The following is a 17,605-nucleotide window of genomic DNA, read 5'->3' on the forward strand; positions in this document are numbered from 1 at the left end:
TTGTTCATTTACTTCAGCCATATTTCTTCCACTTCCACCAAAAGAATATGTTATTGTTTTAGGTAGTCCTACCTCATCTAAAATCTCTTTTATATGCTTTTGACCTGTCACTAAATCTAATCCATTAGAAGTGTTAGCGTCAATTGTTACCATTGTAATCTTATCCTCTTTATCAATTCCATATGCTCCTTCACCAATTTCAAAAGTAGCTATATCTTTTAATTTTACAACTCCGCCATTTTGAGATTTTATTCTCATCTCCTTTATTTTTTCAGGCGAGTTTCTAAACTCTTCAGCAAGTCTTAAGCTTACATCTACCTCTTCATTCGCTGTTTTTATCTTTATTGGAGCTCCACCTAATATTTGATAGCTTACTGAAAGTGTCAAATCGTTAACTTTAACTCCATAATACTCCATTTTTTTTCTATCTAAAATTATTCTCACTTCTGGATTTCCATTGACCATAGAGTTATTTATATCTGTAAAGCCTGGATTTGCTGCCATTTTCTCTGAAATTACTTTTGAAACATAACTTAACTGATTTAGATCATCAGATTTTAAAATTAAAGATATATCTCTTCCCGTACCTCTTCCAAAGGCCATTCTAGGAACTAGATTTAATTTTACATCTGGTATATGTGAAACCTTTTTTCTTGTCTCCCCCATTATTTGTTGTACTTTTTTGTCTCTATCGCTTTTAGGTCCTATATCCACAATTATTGATACGGCTTCTTTTCCTACTGAAGATATAAATTTCTTTGTTTGAGGATCTTTTCCTACAATAGATTCCAACTCTTTTGCCACTCTATTAGCTTTTTCAATCTCCATACCACTTGGAAGTTCAGCTATAATACTATATATTCCATCATCAGTTGTTGGCATAAACTCTCCACCAATATTTCTAGCTCCATATCCAACAATACCTATAAACAGAGACACCATACCTATAATAACTATTGCTTTATGTTTTAAAGAGTTTGATAATATCTTTGAATAATATCTTTTTATATACTTTAAAACCCTTCCCTCTTCATGTACTGTATTTTTAGACTTTAAAATTCTACTTGATACCATTGGTACAAAAGTTATAGCTATTATCAACGATGCTAATAAAGAAAATGTTATTGAGTATGCCATATCCTTATAGATTTCCTTTGCTCTTCCCTCTCTTATAACTATTGGAATAAACACTGCTATTGTTGTTGCTGTTGATGCTATTATTGGAATGATAACCTCTGTAGCTCCATTTTCAGAAGCCTCCATTCTATCTTGTCCTAACTCTGTTAAATGTCTAAAGATATTATCTAAAACAACTATCGAGTTATCTACTAGCATCCCTACACCTAAAGATAATCCCATTAAAGATATTATATTCAGTGTCATTCCTTTAGCTCCAAAGAAACCAAATGTTGCAATTATAGAAACTGGTATAGCTACTGTTACAACTAAAGTGGCTCTCCAATCTCTTAAGAAAATAAACAGTATTATTCCCGCTAATACAAGTCCTGTTACAGCATTATTTTCAACTGTATTTATAGATCGGATTATATCCACAGCAGAATCTCTATTTATAGTAAAAGATGCACCCTTGGGTAAAAGGGGTTCCATTTTCTTCAATTCCTCTTTTGCTACTTTAGATATTTCAACTGTATTTCCAACGTCACTTTTCTCTATGTTTATTATTATATTTTCAATTCCATCAGTTCTACCGTAACTACTTCTATCTTTTATTCCTAAATTAACATCTGCTACATCTGTTAAATACAGAGTATCTCCATCTAAATTTTTTAAAACTATTTCTTGAATATCTTCTAAAGTTTTAGCTTCTCCAGATACTTTCACCAAATATTCCTTATCCCCTTCTCTTATATATCCAGATGGGAAATTTAAACTAGCACTTTTTAATGTGCTATACAAATCAGTAACTGTAAGATTATATGCCTCTAATTTCTCTGGATCAATATTTATGCTTATCTCCTTTTCTAATCCACCAAAAACACTTACAGTTCCAACACCTTCTATTCTTTCCAATCTTGGAATAACAACGTTATCTGCAAAACTTTTTAGGTTTATCAAATCATTTCCTCTTAATCCAATAAGCATTACTCTATCTCCAGAAGATGAAGTTTTTCTTATAACAGGTTCATCAATATCATCTGGTAAACTATTTCTTATTCTACTAACAGCTGTTACTAAATCATTAACTTTATTGTCTATAATAACACCATATTCAAACTCAACTGTTAGAGCTGATTTTCCCATAGTTGATTTAGTTGTAATTCTTTTTATTCCTTCTACACTTGTTAAACCTTTCTCAATCTCTTTTGTTACTAGTTTCTCCATATCATCTGGAGAAGCTCCTTTCCAGCTTACTCTTATAGCTGCCATTGGCATATTATAATTTGGCATAAGCTGTGTTTTTAAATTAACTAATGTCAATATTCCTAGTATAACCATTGATATTATTATCATCATAGTGACAACAGGACGTTTTATTGAAAATTGTGCTATATTCATCTGTCCTCCCTAATTTAAAATGTTAACTTTATCTCTATCTTCTAATAAAAATTGACCCTCTGTTACAAGTTTCATATTTGAATAAAGTTCATCACTTATAATCTCTTGCTTTTCATTATTCGAATATCCTCTTTCTACCTTTATCCTCTTAGCCTCTCCATTTTCTACTACAAAGATATATGAATATAGTTCCTTTATGACAATAGAATTTTTCGGAACTAAATATCCATTTTTACTTCCTGTTTCAACTAAAACCTTAGAGTACATTCCTTTTTTTATTTTTCCCTCTGGATTTTCAATCTCTACCTTTATTTGATATTTTTTATTATCTTTATTTGCTACAGGATTTATTTCATATACATTACCAAAATAGTTATTTTCAATTCCCTCCAAATCTATTTCTGCTCTATTTCCAACAGATAATTCACTTATTTCATGAACTGATACTCCTGTTTTTACAAGTATTTTACTATCATCAACAACTGTTACCAAATCACTATTTGGTGTTATTTTTTCATAAAGTTTTAAATTTAAATCTGTAATAACTCCACTTAATTTTGCCTTAACAATTAAATCTTCATAATCTTTCTTAGCAGCTAAATAAGTTGCTTCTGAATTTTTTAAAGCACTTTCTCCTTGAAGAAAACTAGTCTTCTTCACTAAATACTCATCTTCGGATATAAGTTGCTTTTCATAAAGTTGCTTAAACTTTTCATAATTTTTTTTCTTTATTTCAAAATCTGCTTTATTAGAAGTATATGTTGCTTGAGCTTTCAAGTAAGTCGATTGTACTTCTTGATCTTCTAAAACTAATATAACTTGATTTTTCTTTACTTTATCCCCATTTTTAAAGTTTATCTGCTTTACAGTTCCACCCGTTTTAGTTACAACTTTAACCTCATTTAAAGGCTCTGTTACTCCACTTGATATATTTAGACGTATTATCAATTCTGGTTTTATCTCAGATACTTTAATATTTTTTCCTAAAATTTCTTTAGCTTTCTGTTTTCCATTACTATTATCACATCCAAATAATATTAATGATATTGATATTATCAGTAACTTTTTTATCACTTTTTTCCTCCACCTATTATTATTTTGTATATAAAACTATTTTATCATATTTAATATTTATTTGCACCGCTTATATTTAATTAATATTATACTATATTTTTAAAAAAATATACTTACTTTTATCAACCAAATGTAACTTTTTTTATATTGTTATGTTATAATAATAAACACACAATCGGGAGGTACTTTTTATGAAACATATAAATCTTTTAATAAAACCATCATCCAGCCTTTGCAATATAAATTGTGATTACTGTTTTTATAATGATGTTGCATTTAATAGAACTCATCCAAGTTTTGGTTTTATGAGTATAGAAACTTTAGAAAAATTAGTAAAAGAGAGTTTCTTCACTGCAAAGAATTCTATTACCTTTTCTTTCCAGGGTGGAGAGCCTACTCTAATTGGAATTGAGTTTTATAAAGCATTTCATAGTTTTATAAAAATATATAATACAAATAATATTTCCGTTAATTTTGCTATCCAAACTAATGGAATTCTATTAAGTAAAGAATGGGTTGATCTATTTAAAGAAGAAAAATATTTAGTTGGTATTTCTCTAGATGGTCATAAAGAAATACATAACTTTTTTAGAAAAGACAAAGTAGGAACTGGAACTTTTAGTCAAACTTTTAAAAATATTAAACTATTACAAAAAAATAATGTCGATTTTAATATTCTTTGTGTAGTTAATAAAAAAACTGTTGAAAATTTAAAAGATATCTATCTTTTTTTTAAAAACTCTAAGTTTAAGTATCTACAATTTATTCCCTGTTTAGACAAACTTAATAATTCCACTGGAGATTATTCTTTAACAGAACAAGAGTATGGATTTTTCTTAGATGAACTTTTCAAACTATGGAGTAATGATTTAAAAAATAAAAAATACACTAGCATTCGTTTTTTTGATAATTTGTTGGCTATCATTTTAAATAATCAAGCTGAATCTTGTGATATGAACGGTCACTGTAGTGTTAATACTGTTGTTGAAAGTAATGGGAATATCTACCCTTGTGATTTTTATGTTTTAGATGAACTTCTACTAGGAAACATTCACTCTACTTCTTTAAAAGAGATTCTTATTTCTGAAAAAGCTTATGATTTCGTTAAAAGTTCGTTAAAATTCGACCTAGAATGTAAAACTTGTAATTATTTTGATCTTTGTAAAAGTGGCTGTAGAAGACATAAAAATTTTCAAGATGGAACTTATAAAAATAGATTTTGTAACTCTTTTAAATATTTTTACTCTAAGAATATTAAGCAACTTTTAGAAATTGCTCGTTCATTTTAATATTTATAACAAATCAATAAGGAGTTTATATGAGAAAATATAAAAAATTTGAAAGAGTTTTATTCTTAATTTTTATTTTTACTAATATCTTAATAGTATCTTTAGTTTATAAAAAAGAGGAGGAAAATTATAATAAATACTTAATAAGCCAAATTGAAGAGAAAAAAAGAATATTTCAACTAAAAACTGATTTACTATATTCGTCTATTTTAGATTTAAAAAACGAAAACGCTTTTTTAGAATATGAATCCAATCCAACACCATATAATCTTCTAAAAGTTTTTAAAACATTAAAAACTAAAAATAGTTTTTTTAGTAAATTTGGTTACAAAATCTCCTTTGGAAGTAGTGACTCTGATATTTTTATCACTCCAGAAGAAACTGTAAATAAAAATGATTTTTTTACTGATTTAAAATTTCAATTAAATTCGAATGATAACCTTCAAATAATTGATGATGAATCTACACTGTATCTTCTTAATTTTCCATCTAAACTTGAAACATTACAGAAAAGTTTGTGGTTAATTACCATTGATAAAACCATCTTTTTTTCTGACATAAAAACAAAAGATATTGGGAAATGGGCAATTGAAAAAAACAATATTTTTTATTCAATTATGCCATCTTTTGAAAAACTCAAAATATTAAATATTGAAAGTCTATATACTTTTAAAGATAACGCTTTTGATTTTAATTTAGTTTTCGAACCAAAAAAATATAAACTGTTTTCTAGTATTCTTTTAGATATTTTTAAGATAATAACTTTAACTACAACTATATTTATTTTCATTCTTAAAATATTTAAATTTTTTCAAAATCCTATTATTTATATTAACCAACGAAAAAATCTTAAAGATTACATCTTGGGAATTAAACATACTAAAGATATAGAAAATTTTACTGAGAAATTTGAAAATTTAAACTTTCCATTGAGATTAGTTTTAATTGAACTTTTCGACTCTGATACTCCTGAACTCTATACAGATACTTTACCAATAGTTAAAGAATATTTAATAAATTCTCTAAGTGGATCTTTACAATACGAATATGTTGATATTGATTATAAAAGTATTCTTTTTATAGTTTCAGAAGAAATTTTAACAGACATTGACGACGGATTTTCATTTTTGTTAGAGCACATTCACAAGAAATATAATTTGAAATTAACAGCTTCTATATCCAATGAAATTTTACATTTAGAAACAATCCCAAAAGAATATATCAAATGTAAACGAACTTTAAACTTCAAATTTTTATACAGCAGTTACTTTGTTCTTTTAGAATCTTTTACAAATAAAAACAATCCTAGCTTCTTTTATTCTATTGATATAGAAAATAAACTATGTAATAGACTCTTGAACGGAAATTTTTTAGGATGTAAAAAAATAATTGATGAAATTTTTGAAGAGATTGATATTAATTTGGATAAAAATAAAGTAAATGATTTTTCATTGCTTTTATGCAATACTTTAGGAAGAGTTATTTCTCAATTGGAAGAGTTCAATATAGATAACAAAATAGATATTCATATAAAAGAAACTAGCATTCCAAATTTAAAAAATACATTTTTAAAATTTTGTAAAGAGATTTGTGACCTAAAACAAGTAGAGGAGAATACTACTAATATTGAAATTAAAAACAAAATTCAACAATATTTAGAGGAGAACTATTCAAATGATTTTTCTCTTGAAGATTTATCTGAACATTTAGGCTTCTCTTTTAGATACACAAGCTTACTTTTTAAAAAAAATATGGGTGATAATTTTAAAAATTACCTCAACCTCTTTAGAATAAATAAATCTAAAGAGATTATTCAAAATAATAAAAATATTAAAATTAAAGATGTCGCTGAATTAGTTGGATACAATAGTTCTAACACTTTTATTAGAATATTTAAAAAATATGAAGGGATCTCTCCAGCTAGATTTTTCTTAGAAAATATAAACGGTAACTAGAATAAAAAAAGGAGATAATAATATCTCCTTTTTTACTTATTTATTACTGAACTCTATCATATGCTCTTTGATTTATTTCTAAAAGCTCTTTTAAACCTAATTTATTAACTCTCTCTACAAATTTTTCATAAGATTTGTCAAAATCCTCTGCACCTAATACCCATTTTTGACTCATCTCATCTAAAGCCATTGATATTTGAGAATTAATCTTTTGTACTTTTTTTGCTTCTTCTGGAGTATATTTAAAAAGTGGAACTTGATCCATTATATAACCATTTGCCATGTACATTTCAGACCATTCAGTTGCTTTTGGATCTCCCCAAGCTTTTTCATATTCATAATCTTGACGTGCTCCCATTTTAAATTGTAATCCGTTATCTCTTAACACTTGTAACGCATTTTTTCCAGGAGATTTCATTACTTTATCTGTATAATATTTTTTCCCATTTTCATCCTTTGCGAAAGTATCTCCCTCAACTCCCCAGTTATAAAGTTCATATCCTTTATCTGAGAACCAATAATCCATGTATTTAATCACTGTTACTGGATCTTTAGCACTTGCAGAAATTCCCCATCCACCTAAAGATGTTGTTCTTGCATCTGGAGCATAGCTCTTCCCTTTATATTTTGGTGGTGCAATTGCTATAAATTCAAATTTTTCATTTTGTTTTTTTAATTCTTCATCATTATTGTATCCTGTAGTACTTGCAAACCAATCAAATGTCACTCCTCCAACATCATTACGTAACATATAATCTCTTCCACTGAAACCTCTTGTATAAATCTCTGGGTCTATAAGCCCCTCTTTATACCATTTAATTACTTCAGGCATGGCTTCTTTGAATCTCTCTTGAGTAGGCCCATACTTTACTGTACCATTATCTATATAAAATCCATATTCAGCTCCAAACAACCCCACTAACTCTTTTGTTGCAAATTCAATAGTTCTATCAAAATACGGAATTTCATCTGCTTTCCCATTTCCATTTGGATCTTGCTCTTTAAAAGCTTTTAAAACTTTATAAAAATCATCCATATTTTCTGGAACTTGTAATCCTAACTTATCTAACCAATCTTTTCTTATAAATAATCCCTGTGATGCTTTCATTGCATACCAATCATAGTAGCATGGAATATAATATATTTTACCATCTGCAGCTACTGCATCCATTTTATATCTTGGATATTTTTCAAAAAAAGCTTTTATATTTGGAGCATGCTTATCTATTAATTCATTTAAAGGTACCATTCCTCCTGCCATTCCTAAATTTTCAATTTTATCTGGATAGGCATAAGAGATAATATCTGGTAAATTACCTGAAGATACTGCTAAATTAAAAGCTTGGACCTCATCAGTTAAATTTTTAGATGTTGCACTTTCTAATTTTATATTTGTATCTTTGAAAGCTTCTTTAAATACTAGCCAATTTTCATCAAAAACTTTTCCATTTTGAATTGCCAAAATTGATAATGTCACTGGCTTTTCAGATACTTTATAATTTTTATTTTTTTCATTAACATCATTGGAAAAACTTTTTAATCCTAATAAGGCTAATGATAAAACCAACATAGACTTCCTTCTATACATATTTCAGACCTCCCAAAAATCTTTCTTATTTTCAGTATACCCCCTCATACCTTCATTTTTCAATGGTTGTTTTTCTAACTATATGCTTTTTTCCTGTTTTGAATATACGATTTTTTAATATTGAAAACTGAATATTTACTTTTTTTATAACTAAATGTATTATTAAATATATAAAAGAATTACTACTTATTAAAAAGAAAAAATTCTTTTAAAATACTATAATAATGGTAATTTTTACTTATAATTAAATATTAAATTGAAAAAGTAAAATTATTTAATTAACTGGGAGGAGCTATGAAAAATAAACTATTCAAAGAGAATAGTAAAAAAATAATCGAAACTTGTGATTTACTTTGTAAAAATACATTTATTTTTAATCACAAATGGGATATGGAGGCTTGTAAAACTCCATATACCTTTTCTGAAGAAATTATTTGGAATAAAATTCCTTTTGACGATCCTGAATGGACATTTATGTTAAATCGTCATAAATTTTGGATCTATTTAGCTAAAGCCTATGCCTTAACCTCTGAAAAAAAATATTTTGATACTTTTATCTTACAAGTTAACTCATGGATTGACACTGTAGACGTTTTCAAAGATGAATATTTCAATTGTTCTAGGACTATTGAAATAGGAATTCGATGTTTAAATTGGATAAAAGCTATTAAAATTTTTAAAAATAGCTCTTGTAATTTGAACTTTATTGAAAATAAAATGATTGAATCTCTTATATATCAATGTGAACTTCTAATTAAAACTTATGATGATTTTAGAACTCTTAGCAATTGGGGAGTTATGCAAAATTGTGGATTAATATCTCTAGCTTTAAATTACCAAGAAAAATACTCTATTCTAAGCCAATACTTAATTATTGCACTAGAACGTTTAGAACATCAATGTAAAATTCAAATTTTACCCGATGGAGTTCACTGGGAGCAATCTCCTATGTATCAAAATGAAGTTTTAAATTGTCTTCTTGATATTGCTTTTGATTTTGAAAAATCAAATTTAGATACTCCTACCTTTATTCTATCTAGTATAAGAAAACTAGCTTATAGTAATGCTTCTATGAAAAAACCAAATCATAATCAACCTATGCAAGGAGATAGTGATGAAACTGATTTAAGAGATATTATTACTCGATCAGCTTACATTTTAAAAGATCAAAATCTAAAGTACTTCGGTTATAATTTTGTAGACTTTGAATCTATCTGGGATATTGAAGATTCAAATGTTTCTAAATATGAAGAACTACCAATTAAAAAGCCTAATTTTACTTCAGTCGCTCTAAAAGAAAGTGGAAACTTTTATCTAAGAGATTCCTTTGAAGATAATAGTAATTACCTTTGGTTTAGATGTGGAGCTCTTGGTAGTGGGCATGGGCATGGAGAGCACCTACACTTTGATTTAGTGTCTAATGGAGAAGATTTTATAAGTGATCCTGGAAGATTTACTTATGTTGAAGGCAATAGAGATCGAGAGTTTTTAAAAAGTTGTTTTGCACACAACACTACTATTATTGATAATCTTCCATTTAGTAGATTTAATGGAGCATGGGGTATTATTGAATCTGCTTTAACTTTAAATACATACCATTCTTTTAATACAACCTTTGATTTTGTAGAAGGCGGACACTTGGGGTACATCTCTTTAGAATCCCCTGTTGTTACTAATCGAAAAATCTTATATTTAAAAAATGATTTGTGGATTATTATTGATGAATTTTTAACTGAAGGTGCTCACGAATATTCTCAAATCTTTAATTTTTATCCAGATAAAAAGCCTATAATTGAGAGTCAAAAAGCTTTTATAAAAGGAAAAAATAGCAATCTTTTCATGTATTGGATTGACAAAGACTTGAACTTAAATTTAAAAGATAGTATTTTTTCTACTGAATATAATAAAAAAAATTCTAGTTTTCAATTAGTTAGTTGTATAAAAAGCAGTAAAAGTAAAACACTGTTTACTGTAATATCTTCTAAAGAACTCACTATCAAAGAGGCTTCCATTTTAAGAGGAGATGGATCTTTTGTTCCCTCTTATGAGGCTCAAGCAATTGAAATTACTTTAACTCCAAATAATAAGATCGTTGTTTTTAACTCAATGATTGATATAAACAATCAGAAAAAAAGCTATTTAGTTGATGATATCTTACTTTATGGAAAAACTGGATTTATTAAAAAGTATAATAATACTACATCTTTTGAAATTATTAAATATTAAAAAAATATCCCTTAGATTTATTCTAAGGGATACTTCTTTATATTTTTTCTACTTTTACTTTATCGAATAACTCCTTAACAGTATCTAAATCAATATTTCCTGTTTCGTCCATCATTGCATTAGATATTCCGCAAGCCATTGCTAATTTTAATATTTCCTCTGTTGATTTCTTTTCATTTAAACCATATGCAAATCCAGCAATTGTTGAGTCACCACTTCCTACAGGATTTTTTATTTTTACCTTAGGTATACTTACTCTATAAACATCATTTTTTTCATCAATAAAAATAGCTCCATCTTTTCCTAAAGAAACCAATAGATTTTTGCATCCTCTATTTTTTATCTCTTTAGCACCTTCTAAAAGATCTGAAAAAGTTAATAGTTCTCTCCCTAACATTCCTTCTAGCTCTTCTTTATTTGGTTTTATAAGATATGGATTGCCTTCAATACCCTTTAATAAAAATTTACCACTTGTATCAAGTATCACTTTTTTATTACCAGCTATCTCACATAAAACTTTATAGATATCATCTTGAACTCCTTGAGGAGCACTTCCACTAATACATATTGTTTCAAATCTATCAAAATTATTTTTAAAAAACTCTAAAAATTTATCAATATATTTTGATGAAACTTTTTCTCCTGGTTCTAATATTTCAGTTTGTGTTCCTTTTCCTAATATGGCTATGCAACTTCTTGTTTCTGCGTCTGTTTTTATAAAACTATCTTTAATACCTATACTTTCTATTTTGCTACTTATCCAATCGCCACTGTTCCCACCTAAAAAACCACTTGCCTCAACACCTTCTCCAAGTAATCTTAAAACTCTTGAAACATTTAATCCTTTTCCACCAGCTGTTTTAGATGCTTTTCCTCTAAAAATGCTATTTATTTCAAAATTATCTATTTCATATCTTATGTCAATTGCAGGATTTAATGTTATTGTTAATATCATAATTATCCTCTATTATCACTTTTACACATAATTATTTTATCTACAACAACCTTTTTCATAGCTTCCTTTGCTGGAATTAAATATTTTCTTGGATCACTTTCATTTGGATTTTTTAAGAAAAACTCTTTTAAACTCTCTGCGAATGGTATTTTTAATTCTGTTGCAATATTGACTTTACAAATCCCATCTTCTATTGTTGTTCTAACTGAGTCAAAAGGTACTCCAGATGCTCCATGTAAAACTAATGGTATATCCACTAATTTCTTTATCTCTTTTAATCTATCATAATCTAGTTTTGGTTCATTTTTATATAATCCATGAGCTGTTCCTATAGCTACTGCTAACGAATTTACTCCCGTTCTCTCAACAAACTCTTTAGCTAACTTTGGATCTGTATATGAAGATTGTGATTCATCAACTATTAAATCATCCTCTTGTCCTACTAATTTTCCTAATTCTGCTTCTACACTCACATCATATCTATGAGCAAAATCTACAACCTCTTTTACTATTTTTACATTCTCTTCAAATGGATGATGTGATGCATCTATCATAACTGACTTGCACCCTAATAAAATAGCTTCTTTTATACTATTTACATCTTCATGGTGATCTAAATGGAAAGCTATTGGTATATCATACTTTTCACTTGCTGCCTCTATCATTTTTATCAGATATTCAATACCTGCATATTTAACTGTACTTGGTGTTGCTGCTAATATAACTGGTGATTTTAACTCGTTTGCTGTATCTACTACCACTTGGATTGTCTCTAAGTTATGAATATTAAAAGCTGGTACTGCATACCCTCCTTTTTGTGCATCTAATAACATTTGTCTTGTTGAAACTAACATTGTGATTCCTCCTTATAATCGTATATTATAACACCTTGTACAACCCTATTTACCTCTCCTGTTGGACACGGATTATCTGGATTTATTCCAAAACTTTTTGATTTATAAAATGCAAATAATTGAGCAAAATATATATAACTAAACATATTGAATACTTCATCTACATTGTCATCATTACTACTAAATGTATAGTAATAATGTGAATTTTCTCTAGCTTCATCTGAATTTTTCATGTCCAAAGTTACTAAAACCTTCTTTTTGTTTTCACTATGCATCTCTTTTAATAGATCTAACTCATATTTTCTTGTATAATCATTATTTGAAAGCAATGTAATAATCATTGTTGTATCATTTATAATTGACTTTGGTCCATGTCTAAACCCTAGCGGTGAATTGTAATGTAAACTCATATGACCTGCTGTTAACTCTAGACATTTCAATGCTGCCTCTTCTGCTACACCTTTTAAACATGAGCTTCCTAAATATACAATTCTTGATATATCTAAAGTTATTAATGAATCAATTAATGACTTCATATCTTCATCTTTTATCTTTTCTATCTGATTTTTCATTATATCTTCTATTTTTTCTAGAGATTCTAAATTAAATATTAAAAGCCCTGTTAAAGACATACAAGTAAAGCTACTTGTCATTGCAAATCCTTTATCATTAGATTCTTCTGGCATTAAAAGAACAAGTGCTTTTTTATCATCTTTTTTATTTATTGCTAACTTTCCATCTTTATTACAAGTTATTAAAATATGACAAACATCATCTATTATCTCATCTGCTAACTTAACCGTTGCCACACTTTCTGGACTATTCCCTGAACGAGCACATGAAATCAGGATTACTTTTTCATCTTTTTTTAAATAGTTTTCTGGGTTAGAAACTATATCAGTTGTAGCTATCGAAAGAACATTTCCTCCTAAAGCTGGAGTTATACTATTTCCTACAAATTCAGAAGTTCCTGCACCTGTAAAAATAATCTTTCTATTTTTAAAATCATTTTTATCTAAAAATGATTTAATTTCTTCTTTTTTTTCTTTCACTAAATTTATTGTTTCTAGCCATAATCTTTTTTGTTGTTCAATCTCTTTTAAGGTATAAAAATCTTTCATTTATTTATTCTCCTCCCATAATTTTAATGCATAAAGTGCTGATCCATAAACTGGTGTATATTTTGGTTCAAGTATTAGTGTATCAACTTTATTATCTTTTAAATATTTTTTTAAATTATCAAAAATATATTTTGAAGCTTTAAATACACCACCTACATAAGAAACCTTTATAGGCTTCTCAATGAAATCTATTTTTTCAGATATAGCTTTTATCATAAGTCCAATCTCTATTGATGCTTCTTTAAATATCTCTATACAATATGGGTCATTTTTTTCTGCTGCTTTATAAACAATTATTGATAATTGAGCTATTTTTCCCCTATCAAGAGAGTATTGATTATAGATTAAATCTATTAAATCAAAATCCTCTTTTAAATTTAACTCTTCTCTCATAGTCGTATATAAAACTGTTTTAGGATATCTTCCATCTGCTTGTTTTGTAAATACTTCAATTCCTCTTTTAGCAATCCAGTAAGCTGATCCTTCATCACCACATGCATGTCCCCAACCACTTGTCCTTGCTTCCTCTCCCAGTTCATTTATTCCATATCCAATAGCTCCTGTTCCAGCTATGATATTAATCCCAGGATTACAATCCAACGATCCAGCCCATCCAGCTTTCATATCGTTTCCTAGTTGAAACTTTACCTCTCTCCAAGCCTTTTTAGCAACATCCTCAATTATTTTTTGATCCTCTTTTACCTCTCCATATCCTGGAATCCCTGCAAATATATAACCAATATCATCTTTAGTTATATTTAACTTTTCTAAAACTTCCTCCAATATAGATATCAACAATTCTTCTAATCCATTAAAACCAATTTGTAAATAATGACCAGTTCCTTTTTGAAAACTCAAAACTTCATTTTTATTTTCATCTATAACTGAAACAGCTGTTTTTGTTCCACCGCTATCTATTCCTATAAAAAATTTCATTATGTACCACCCCAACATTTTTTTACTGGTACATACCAGTTAAAAAGATTATAGTTAATTTTTTTTATTTTGTCAATTATTTTTTCAATAACAAAAACAAACCCACTTATAATAATTTTAAACATACTCATCTCCCTCTCTAACCTATATTTTATATAAAAAAATTTCAAAAATATTTTTTTCAAGACAAATTCTCATAACTTTGATATAATTTGAAAAAATTAAACTTTATTAGGGAGGCACTATAGTGATTGATAAATCTTCCACAACACCACTGTATTTACAGTTAGTTGAAATCATTTTAGAACAAATAAAATCTGGTACATACAATGAAGGTGAAAAAATTCCGTCTGAAAGAGAATTGTCAGAAACTTTTAGTATTAGTAGAGCCACTGTTCGACAAGCCTTATCTGAACTTGAAAAACAAAAAGATATCTATAAAATACATGGAAAAGGAAATTTTGTGTCAACTCACAAAATAAATCAAGATTTAAATGGTTTTTATTCTTTTAGTGACGAAATGATTAAATTGGGTAAAATTCCTGGAAATAAAATTTTAAATCTGATTTTGAAAGAAGCTGGAAATATTATAGCTACAAAACTAAACATACATCCTAATGATAAAATCTTTATTTTAAATAGAGTTCGTTTAGCTGACAATGAAGCTCTAATGTATGAAACAACATACTTACCTCAGTGGAGATTTGAAGAAATTTCAGAAAATGATATTGAATTAAATGGACTATATAATCTCATGAAAAATAAATACAATGTTTCTATCTCATATGCTGAAGAATCTTTTTCTCCATGTATTTTAAATGAAAATGATAGTTTATTTTTAAATGCAGTTCCTGGTGATTGCGGTATGATTCTTGAGAGGTATACATTTGAAAAAAATAGTGTTATTGAGTATACAAAATCAATCGTTAAGGGAAATAGTTTCAAATATAAGGTTCGTCTAAATAACTTTATTTAAATATAATTTATCGGTGTTTCAGAATTATGAAGTTCTCTTATTGGTATAGTAAATTAGATTGCTAATTATTGGAAAACAAAAGGTGATTGGAAATAAAAAATGGGCTAATTAGCCCATTTTTTATTTATTTTAAAATTTGATCTTTATCTTTTGAATCATACTCTATAACTCTTCCTAAAGAGTCCCCAGGTTCACTAAAAGGATAATCTTTTACACTTGCTACTACTCCATCATTTGGTGCTTCATAATTTTTTAAAACCTTTCCAAAAGCATCATATTGAGTAAATAAAATATCCCCTTTTTTTACTTTATCCATTACATTGACCTTCGCCTCTACAAAGCCACCTTTTTCAGCTCGAATACGACTCCATGAATTTCCATAAAATGTTTCTATCTCTGGTGTTATTTTTTTCCCACTTAAATTATCCCAATAAATAAGATTGTTTATAACTCCATTGGTAGCTCTTTCCACTATTGTAGCTTCTTGTGTTTCAGAAGACCCCAATTCAAATGTGATACTTGGAATTCCCAATTCTACAAATGATGTTTCTACAGAACCTTTTTCTCCATTATCCATTTTTACAATATCTGCTCTTGTTAGCTCCGCCATCTTTTTAATATCTGAATTTCTAAAGTCAGCATAAACAAATAATGGAAATTTACTTCCTTTTCCACTTGTATGTAAATCAATTACTTTATCTGCATTTTTTGATAACAGATTATTCCAAAGCAGTGTTGAGTATTTTTGATCTGAAGTTGCTACTTTTCCTGAGTCCATCTGTCTATTCAAATCTGATGTACTTTCAGAGCCCCCTCCAAATGTATAACCTCTATTATTATTTAACAATCCAGGTATATTCATTCCATGAACTATTGTTATTGTTCCCTTTAAATCTTGTGGTTTTAATTTCTCTTTTATCTTATAAGTAGTCAAAATAGGATTTAATTCATTTCCATGAACACCTGAATTAATTAAAAATTTCTTACCTGATTTTTCCCCTTTAATTACTGTAACTGGAATATACCACGGATTTCCTAAGCTATTCTCTGTTCCTTCAAAGAAAAATTCATATATTTTTCCATTCTCCAAGTCCTCTACATCTAGGTTTGTTACTATATCTTTCCCAAGATATTTTTCTCCAGTGTACTCAGTTTTAGCAAGTACTAGTGTAGTTAATGATAAAAAAGTTAATAAAAAAGTTTTTGACATTTATATCCTCCCAAATTTTAATGTCTACCCCAAAAGAAAAAGACATACCTAAATTGGTATGCCTTCGAGAACTTAATTACAAACTAATAAGCGTATCGTTATGGCAGCGTCACAATACTTAATTCACAGGGTTCATAAAGATCATCGCCGTCGGCCTTAGGCTCCTTTTATGGAAGTGAACTAACCTCTCTTCTATTGTTAGGAGGAGTATACTATAAATCAAAAATTTATGCAACTATTTTTATTTTTTTAAAGGATTTATATTGATATTTTGTAATAGTAGTAATATAATTGTAATTATTTAAGGAGGAAATTATGAAAATATCAATAATTTTAGATTTTGTATGCCCATATTGTTATGTTGGAGAAAAAATTTTAGAAAAAGCTTTAAAAGAAAAAAATTTAAAACCAGAGTTCAAATTCTTTCCTTATGAGCTTTCACCTGAACCAAAACCACAACCAATAGTTAATGAAGCTAGCAAAGAATATTTTGAAAAAAATATAGTTAATTGGGCAAAAGAGGAAAATATTGAAATTAATTTTCCAACAATCAGTCCAAAACCTAGAACAGCTTTAGCTTTTGAAGGAATATATATCGCTGAAAAATATGACAAAGGAATTGAATATGTTAGAGCAGTTCTTAAAGCGTATTGGCTACACAATAAAGATATAGGAAATGTTGAAGTATTAATTGAAATTGCAGATGATCTATTAATACCAAAATTTGAATTTGCTGATGCTTTATTATCTGGTAAATTTAAAGAAGCCCATCAAAAACTAAATGCTGAAGTTTCTGAATTTGATTTTGATGTTGTACCTACTTTCTACATTGATGATACTCAACTTGAAACTTTTCCTAGAACAACTGAAAAATGGTTGGAATTATTAAAATAGTAAAAATGGC

General features: G+C 27.9%; 14 protein-coding genes. 5 read left to right on the plus strand and 9 right to left on the minus strand.

All coding sequences use genetic code 11. The features are described from left to right. Together ACRC8M_RS08195 and ACRC8M_RS08200 are read right to left on the minus strand one after the other, a co-directional pair. Window positions 1–2,517: efflux RND transporter permease subunit (locus ACRC8M_RS08195; protein WP_438528687.1), on the minus strand; the 2,517-nt coding region annotated here is incomplete at its 3' end. A 9-nt stretch (window positions 2,518–2,526) separates the two neighbouring features. Then, a complete protein-coding gene (locus tag ACRC8M_RS08200) occupies window positions 2,527–3,591 on the minus strand; it encodes an efflux RND transporter periplasmic adaptor subunit (protein ID WP_438528688.1) in 1,065 nt (354 codons plus the stop codon). Window positions 3,592–3,782: 191 nt separating this feature from the next. Here ACRC8M_RS08200 and ACRC8M_RS08205 point away from each other — a divergent pair, with 191 nt between their 5' ends. Together ACRC8M_RS08205 and ACRC8M_RS08210 are read left to right on the plus strand one after the other, a co-directional pair. After that, window positions 3,783–4,880 carry an anaerobic sulfatase maturase gene (locus ACRC8M_RS08205; protein WP_438528689.1) on the plus strand — a complete coding sequence of 366 codons (1,098 nt, stop codon included), beginning with the start codon at window positions 3,783–3,785 and terminating at the stop codon, window positions 4,878–4,880. Window positions 4,881–4,909: 29 nt separating this feature from the next. Then, window positions 4,910–6,835 (plus strand): helix-turn-helix transcriptional regulator, encoded by a 1,926-nt coding sequence (locus tag ACRC8M_RS08210; protein ID WP_438528690.1) that lies wholly within the window; start codon window positions 4,910–4,912, stop codon window positions 6,833–6,835. A 43-nt stretch (window positions 6,836–6,878) separates the two neighbouring features. Here the strand turns inward: ACRC8M_RS08210 and ACRC8M_RS08215 are convergent, their stop codons facing one another. Then, window positions 6,879–8,423: an extracellular solute-binding protein gene (locus tag ACRC8M_RS08215; protein ID WP_438528691.1), complete on the minus strand. Its 1,545-nt coding sequence runs from the start codon at window positions 8,421–8,423 to the stop codon at window positions 6,879–6,881. Window positions 8,424–8,717: 294 nt separating this feature from the next. Between ACRC8M_RS08215 and ACRC8M_RS08220 the strand changes: the two genes are divergently transcribed. After that, complete coding sequence (locus ACRC8M_RS08220) at window positions 8,718–10,649, plus strand: alginate lyase family protein (protein WP_438528692.1); 1,932 nt, start codon at window positions 8,718–8,720, stop codon at window positions 10,647–10,649. 37 nt (window positions 10,650–10,686) lie between these two features. Here ACRC8M_RS08220 and ACRC8M_RS08225 read toward each other — a convergent pair whose 3' ends face one another. From ACRC8M_RS08225 to ACRC8M_RS08245, 5 genes are read right to left on the minus strand one after another with little or no spacing between them, the layout of a single operon-like run. Beyond that, window positions 10,687–11,604: a 1-phosphofructokinase family hexose kinase gene (locus ACRC8M_RS08225; protein WP_438528693.1), complete on the minus strand. Its 918-nt coding sequence runs from the start codon at window positions 11,602–11,604 to the stop codon at window positions 10,687–10,689. Between the two features lie 2 nt (window positions 11,605–11,606). Beyond that, window positions 11,607–12,458 carry a tagatose bisphosphate family class II aldolase gene (locus ACRC8M_RS08230; protein WP_438528694.1) on the minus strand — a complete coding sequence of 284 codons (852 nt, stop codon included), beginning with the start codon at window positions 12,456–12,458 and terminating at the stop codon, window positions 11,607–11,609. Further along, window positions 12,452–13,579, minus strand: coding sequence for an SIS domain-containing protein (locus ACRC8M_RS08235; RefSeq protein ID WP_438528695.1), 1,128 nt, complete (start codon window positions 13,577–13,579; stop codon window positions 12,452–12,454). Before ACRC8M_RS08235 ends, ACRC8M_RS08230 begins: the two co-directional genes overlap by 7 nt. Then, window positions 13,580–14,515, minus strand: coding sequence for an N-acetylglucosamine kinase (locus ACRC8M_RS08240; RefSeq protein ID WP_438528696.1), 936 nt, complete (start codon window positions 14,513–14,515; stop codon window positions 13,580–13,582). It abuts the gene before it with no gap. Further along, on the minus strand, window positions 14,515–14,640 hold the full coding sequence (locus ACRC8M_RS08245; protein WP_438528697.1) for a hypothetical protein: 126 nt from the start codon (window positions 14,638–14,640) through the stop codon (window positions 14,515–14,517). Before ACRC8M_RS08245 ends, ACRC8M_RS08240 begins: the two co-directional genes overlap by 1 nt. Before the next feature lie 122 nt (window positions 14,641–14,762). On the opposite strand from ACRC8M_RS08245, the gene ACRC8M_RS08250 reads away from it, so the two are divergent. Further along, window positions 14,763–15,491 carry a GntR family transcriptional regulator gene (locus ACRC8M_RS08250; RefSeq protein ID WP_438528698.1) on the plus strand — a complete coding sequence of 243 codons (729 nt, stop codon included), beginning with the start codon at window positions 14,763–14,765 and terminating at the stop codon, window positions 15,489–15,491. 124 nt (window positions 15,492–15,615) lie between these two features. Here the strand turns inward: ACRC8M_RS08250 and ACRC8M_RS08255 are convergent, their stop codons facing one another. Then, entirely contained in the window at window positions 15,616–16,701 is a 1,086-nt protein-coding gene (locus ACRC8M_RS08255) for a M14 family metallopeptidase (protein WP_438528699.1), read from the minus strand. A 315-nt stretch (window positions 16,702–17,016) separates the two neighbouring features. Between ACRC8M_RS08255 and ACRC8M_RS08260 the strand changes: the two genes are divergently transcribed. Further along, window positions 17,017–17,595, plus strand: a complete 579-nt coding sequence (locus tag ACRC8M_RS08260) for a DsbA family oxidoreductase (protein ID WP_438528700.1) — start codon at window positions 17,017–17,019, stop codon at window positions 17,593–17,595. Window positions 17,596–17,605 lie beyond the last annotated feature (10 nt).

The organism is Cetobacterium sp., from assembly GCF_051653945.1.
Taxonomy (GTDB): domain Bacteria; phylum Fusobacteriota; class Fusobacteriia; order Fusobacteriales; family Fusobacteriaceae; genus Cetobacterium_A.

Bases quoted from the DNA above. Each gene is read 5' to 3' on its own strand.
- ACRC8M_RS08235 (WP_438528695.1), bottom strand. From the start codon at position 13,579: ATGAAAGATTTTTATACCTTAAAAGAGATTGAACAACAAAAAAGATTA.
- ACRC8M_RS08240 (WP_438528696.1), bottom strand. From the start codon at position 14,515: ATGAAATTTTTTATAGGAATAGATAGCGGTGGAACAAAAACAGCTGTT.
- ACRC8M_RS08255 (WP_438528699.1), bottom strand. From the start codon at position 16,701: ATGTCAAAAACTTTTTTATTAACTTTTTTATCATTAACTACACTAGTA.
- ACRC8M_RS08225 (WP_438528693.1), bottom strand. From the start codon at position 11,604: ATGATATTAACAATAACATTAAATCCTGCAATTGACATAAGATATGAA.
- ACRC8M_RS08205 (WP_438528689.1), top strand. From the start codon at position 3,783: ATGAAACATATAAATCTTTTAATAAAACCATCATCCAGCCTTTGCAAT.
- ACRC8M_RS08245 (WP_438528697.1), bottom strand. From the start codon at position 14,640: ATGTTTAAAATTATTATAAGTGGGTTTGTTTTTGTTATTGAAAAAATA.
- ACRC8M_RS08210 (WP_438528690.1), top strand. From the start codon at position 4,910: ATGAGAAAATATAAAAAATTTGAAAGAGTTTTATTCTTAATTTTTATT.
- ACRC8M_RS08220 (WP_438528692.1), top strand. From the start codon at position 8,718: ATGAAAAATAAACTATTCAAAGAGAATAGTAAAAAAATAATCGAAACT.
- ACRC8M_RS08260 (WP_438528700.1), top strand. From the start codon at position 17,017: ATGAAAATATCAATAATTTTAGATTTTGTATGCCCATATTGTTATGTT.
- ACRC8M_RS08215 (WP_438528691.1), bottom strand. From the start codon at position 8,423: ATGTATAGAAGGAAGTCTATGTTGGTTTTATCATTAGCCTTATTAGGA.
- ACRC8M_RS08230 (WP_438528694.1), bottom strand. From the start codon at position 12,458: ATGTTAGTTTCAACAAGACAAATGTTATTAGATGCACAAAAAGGAGGG.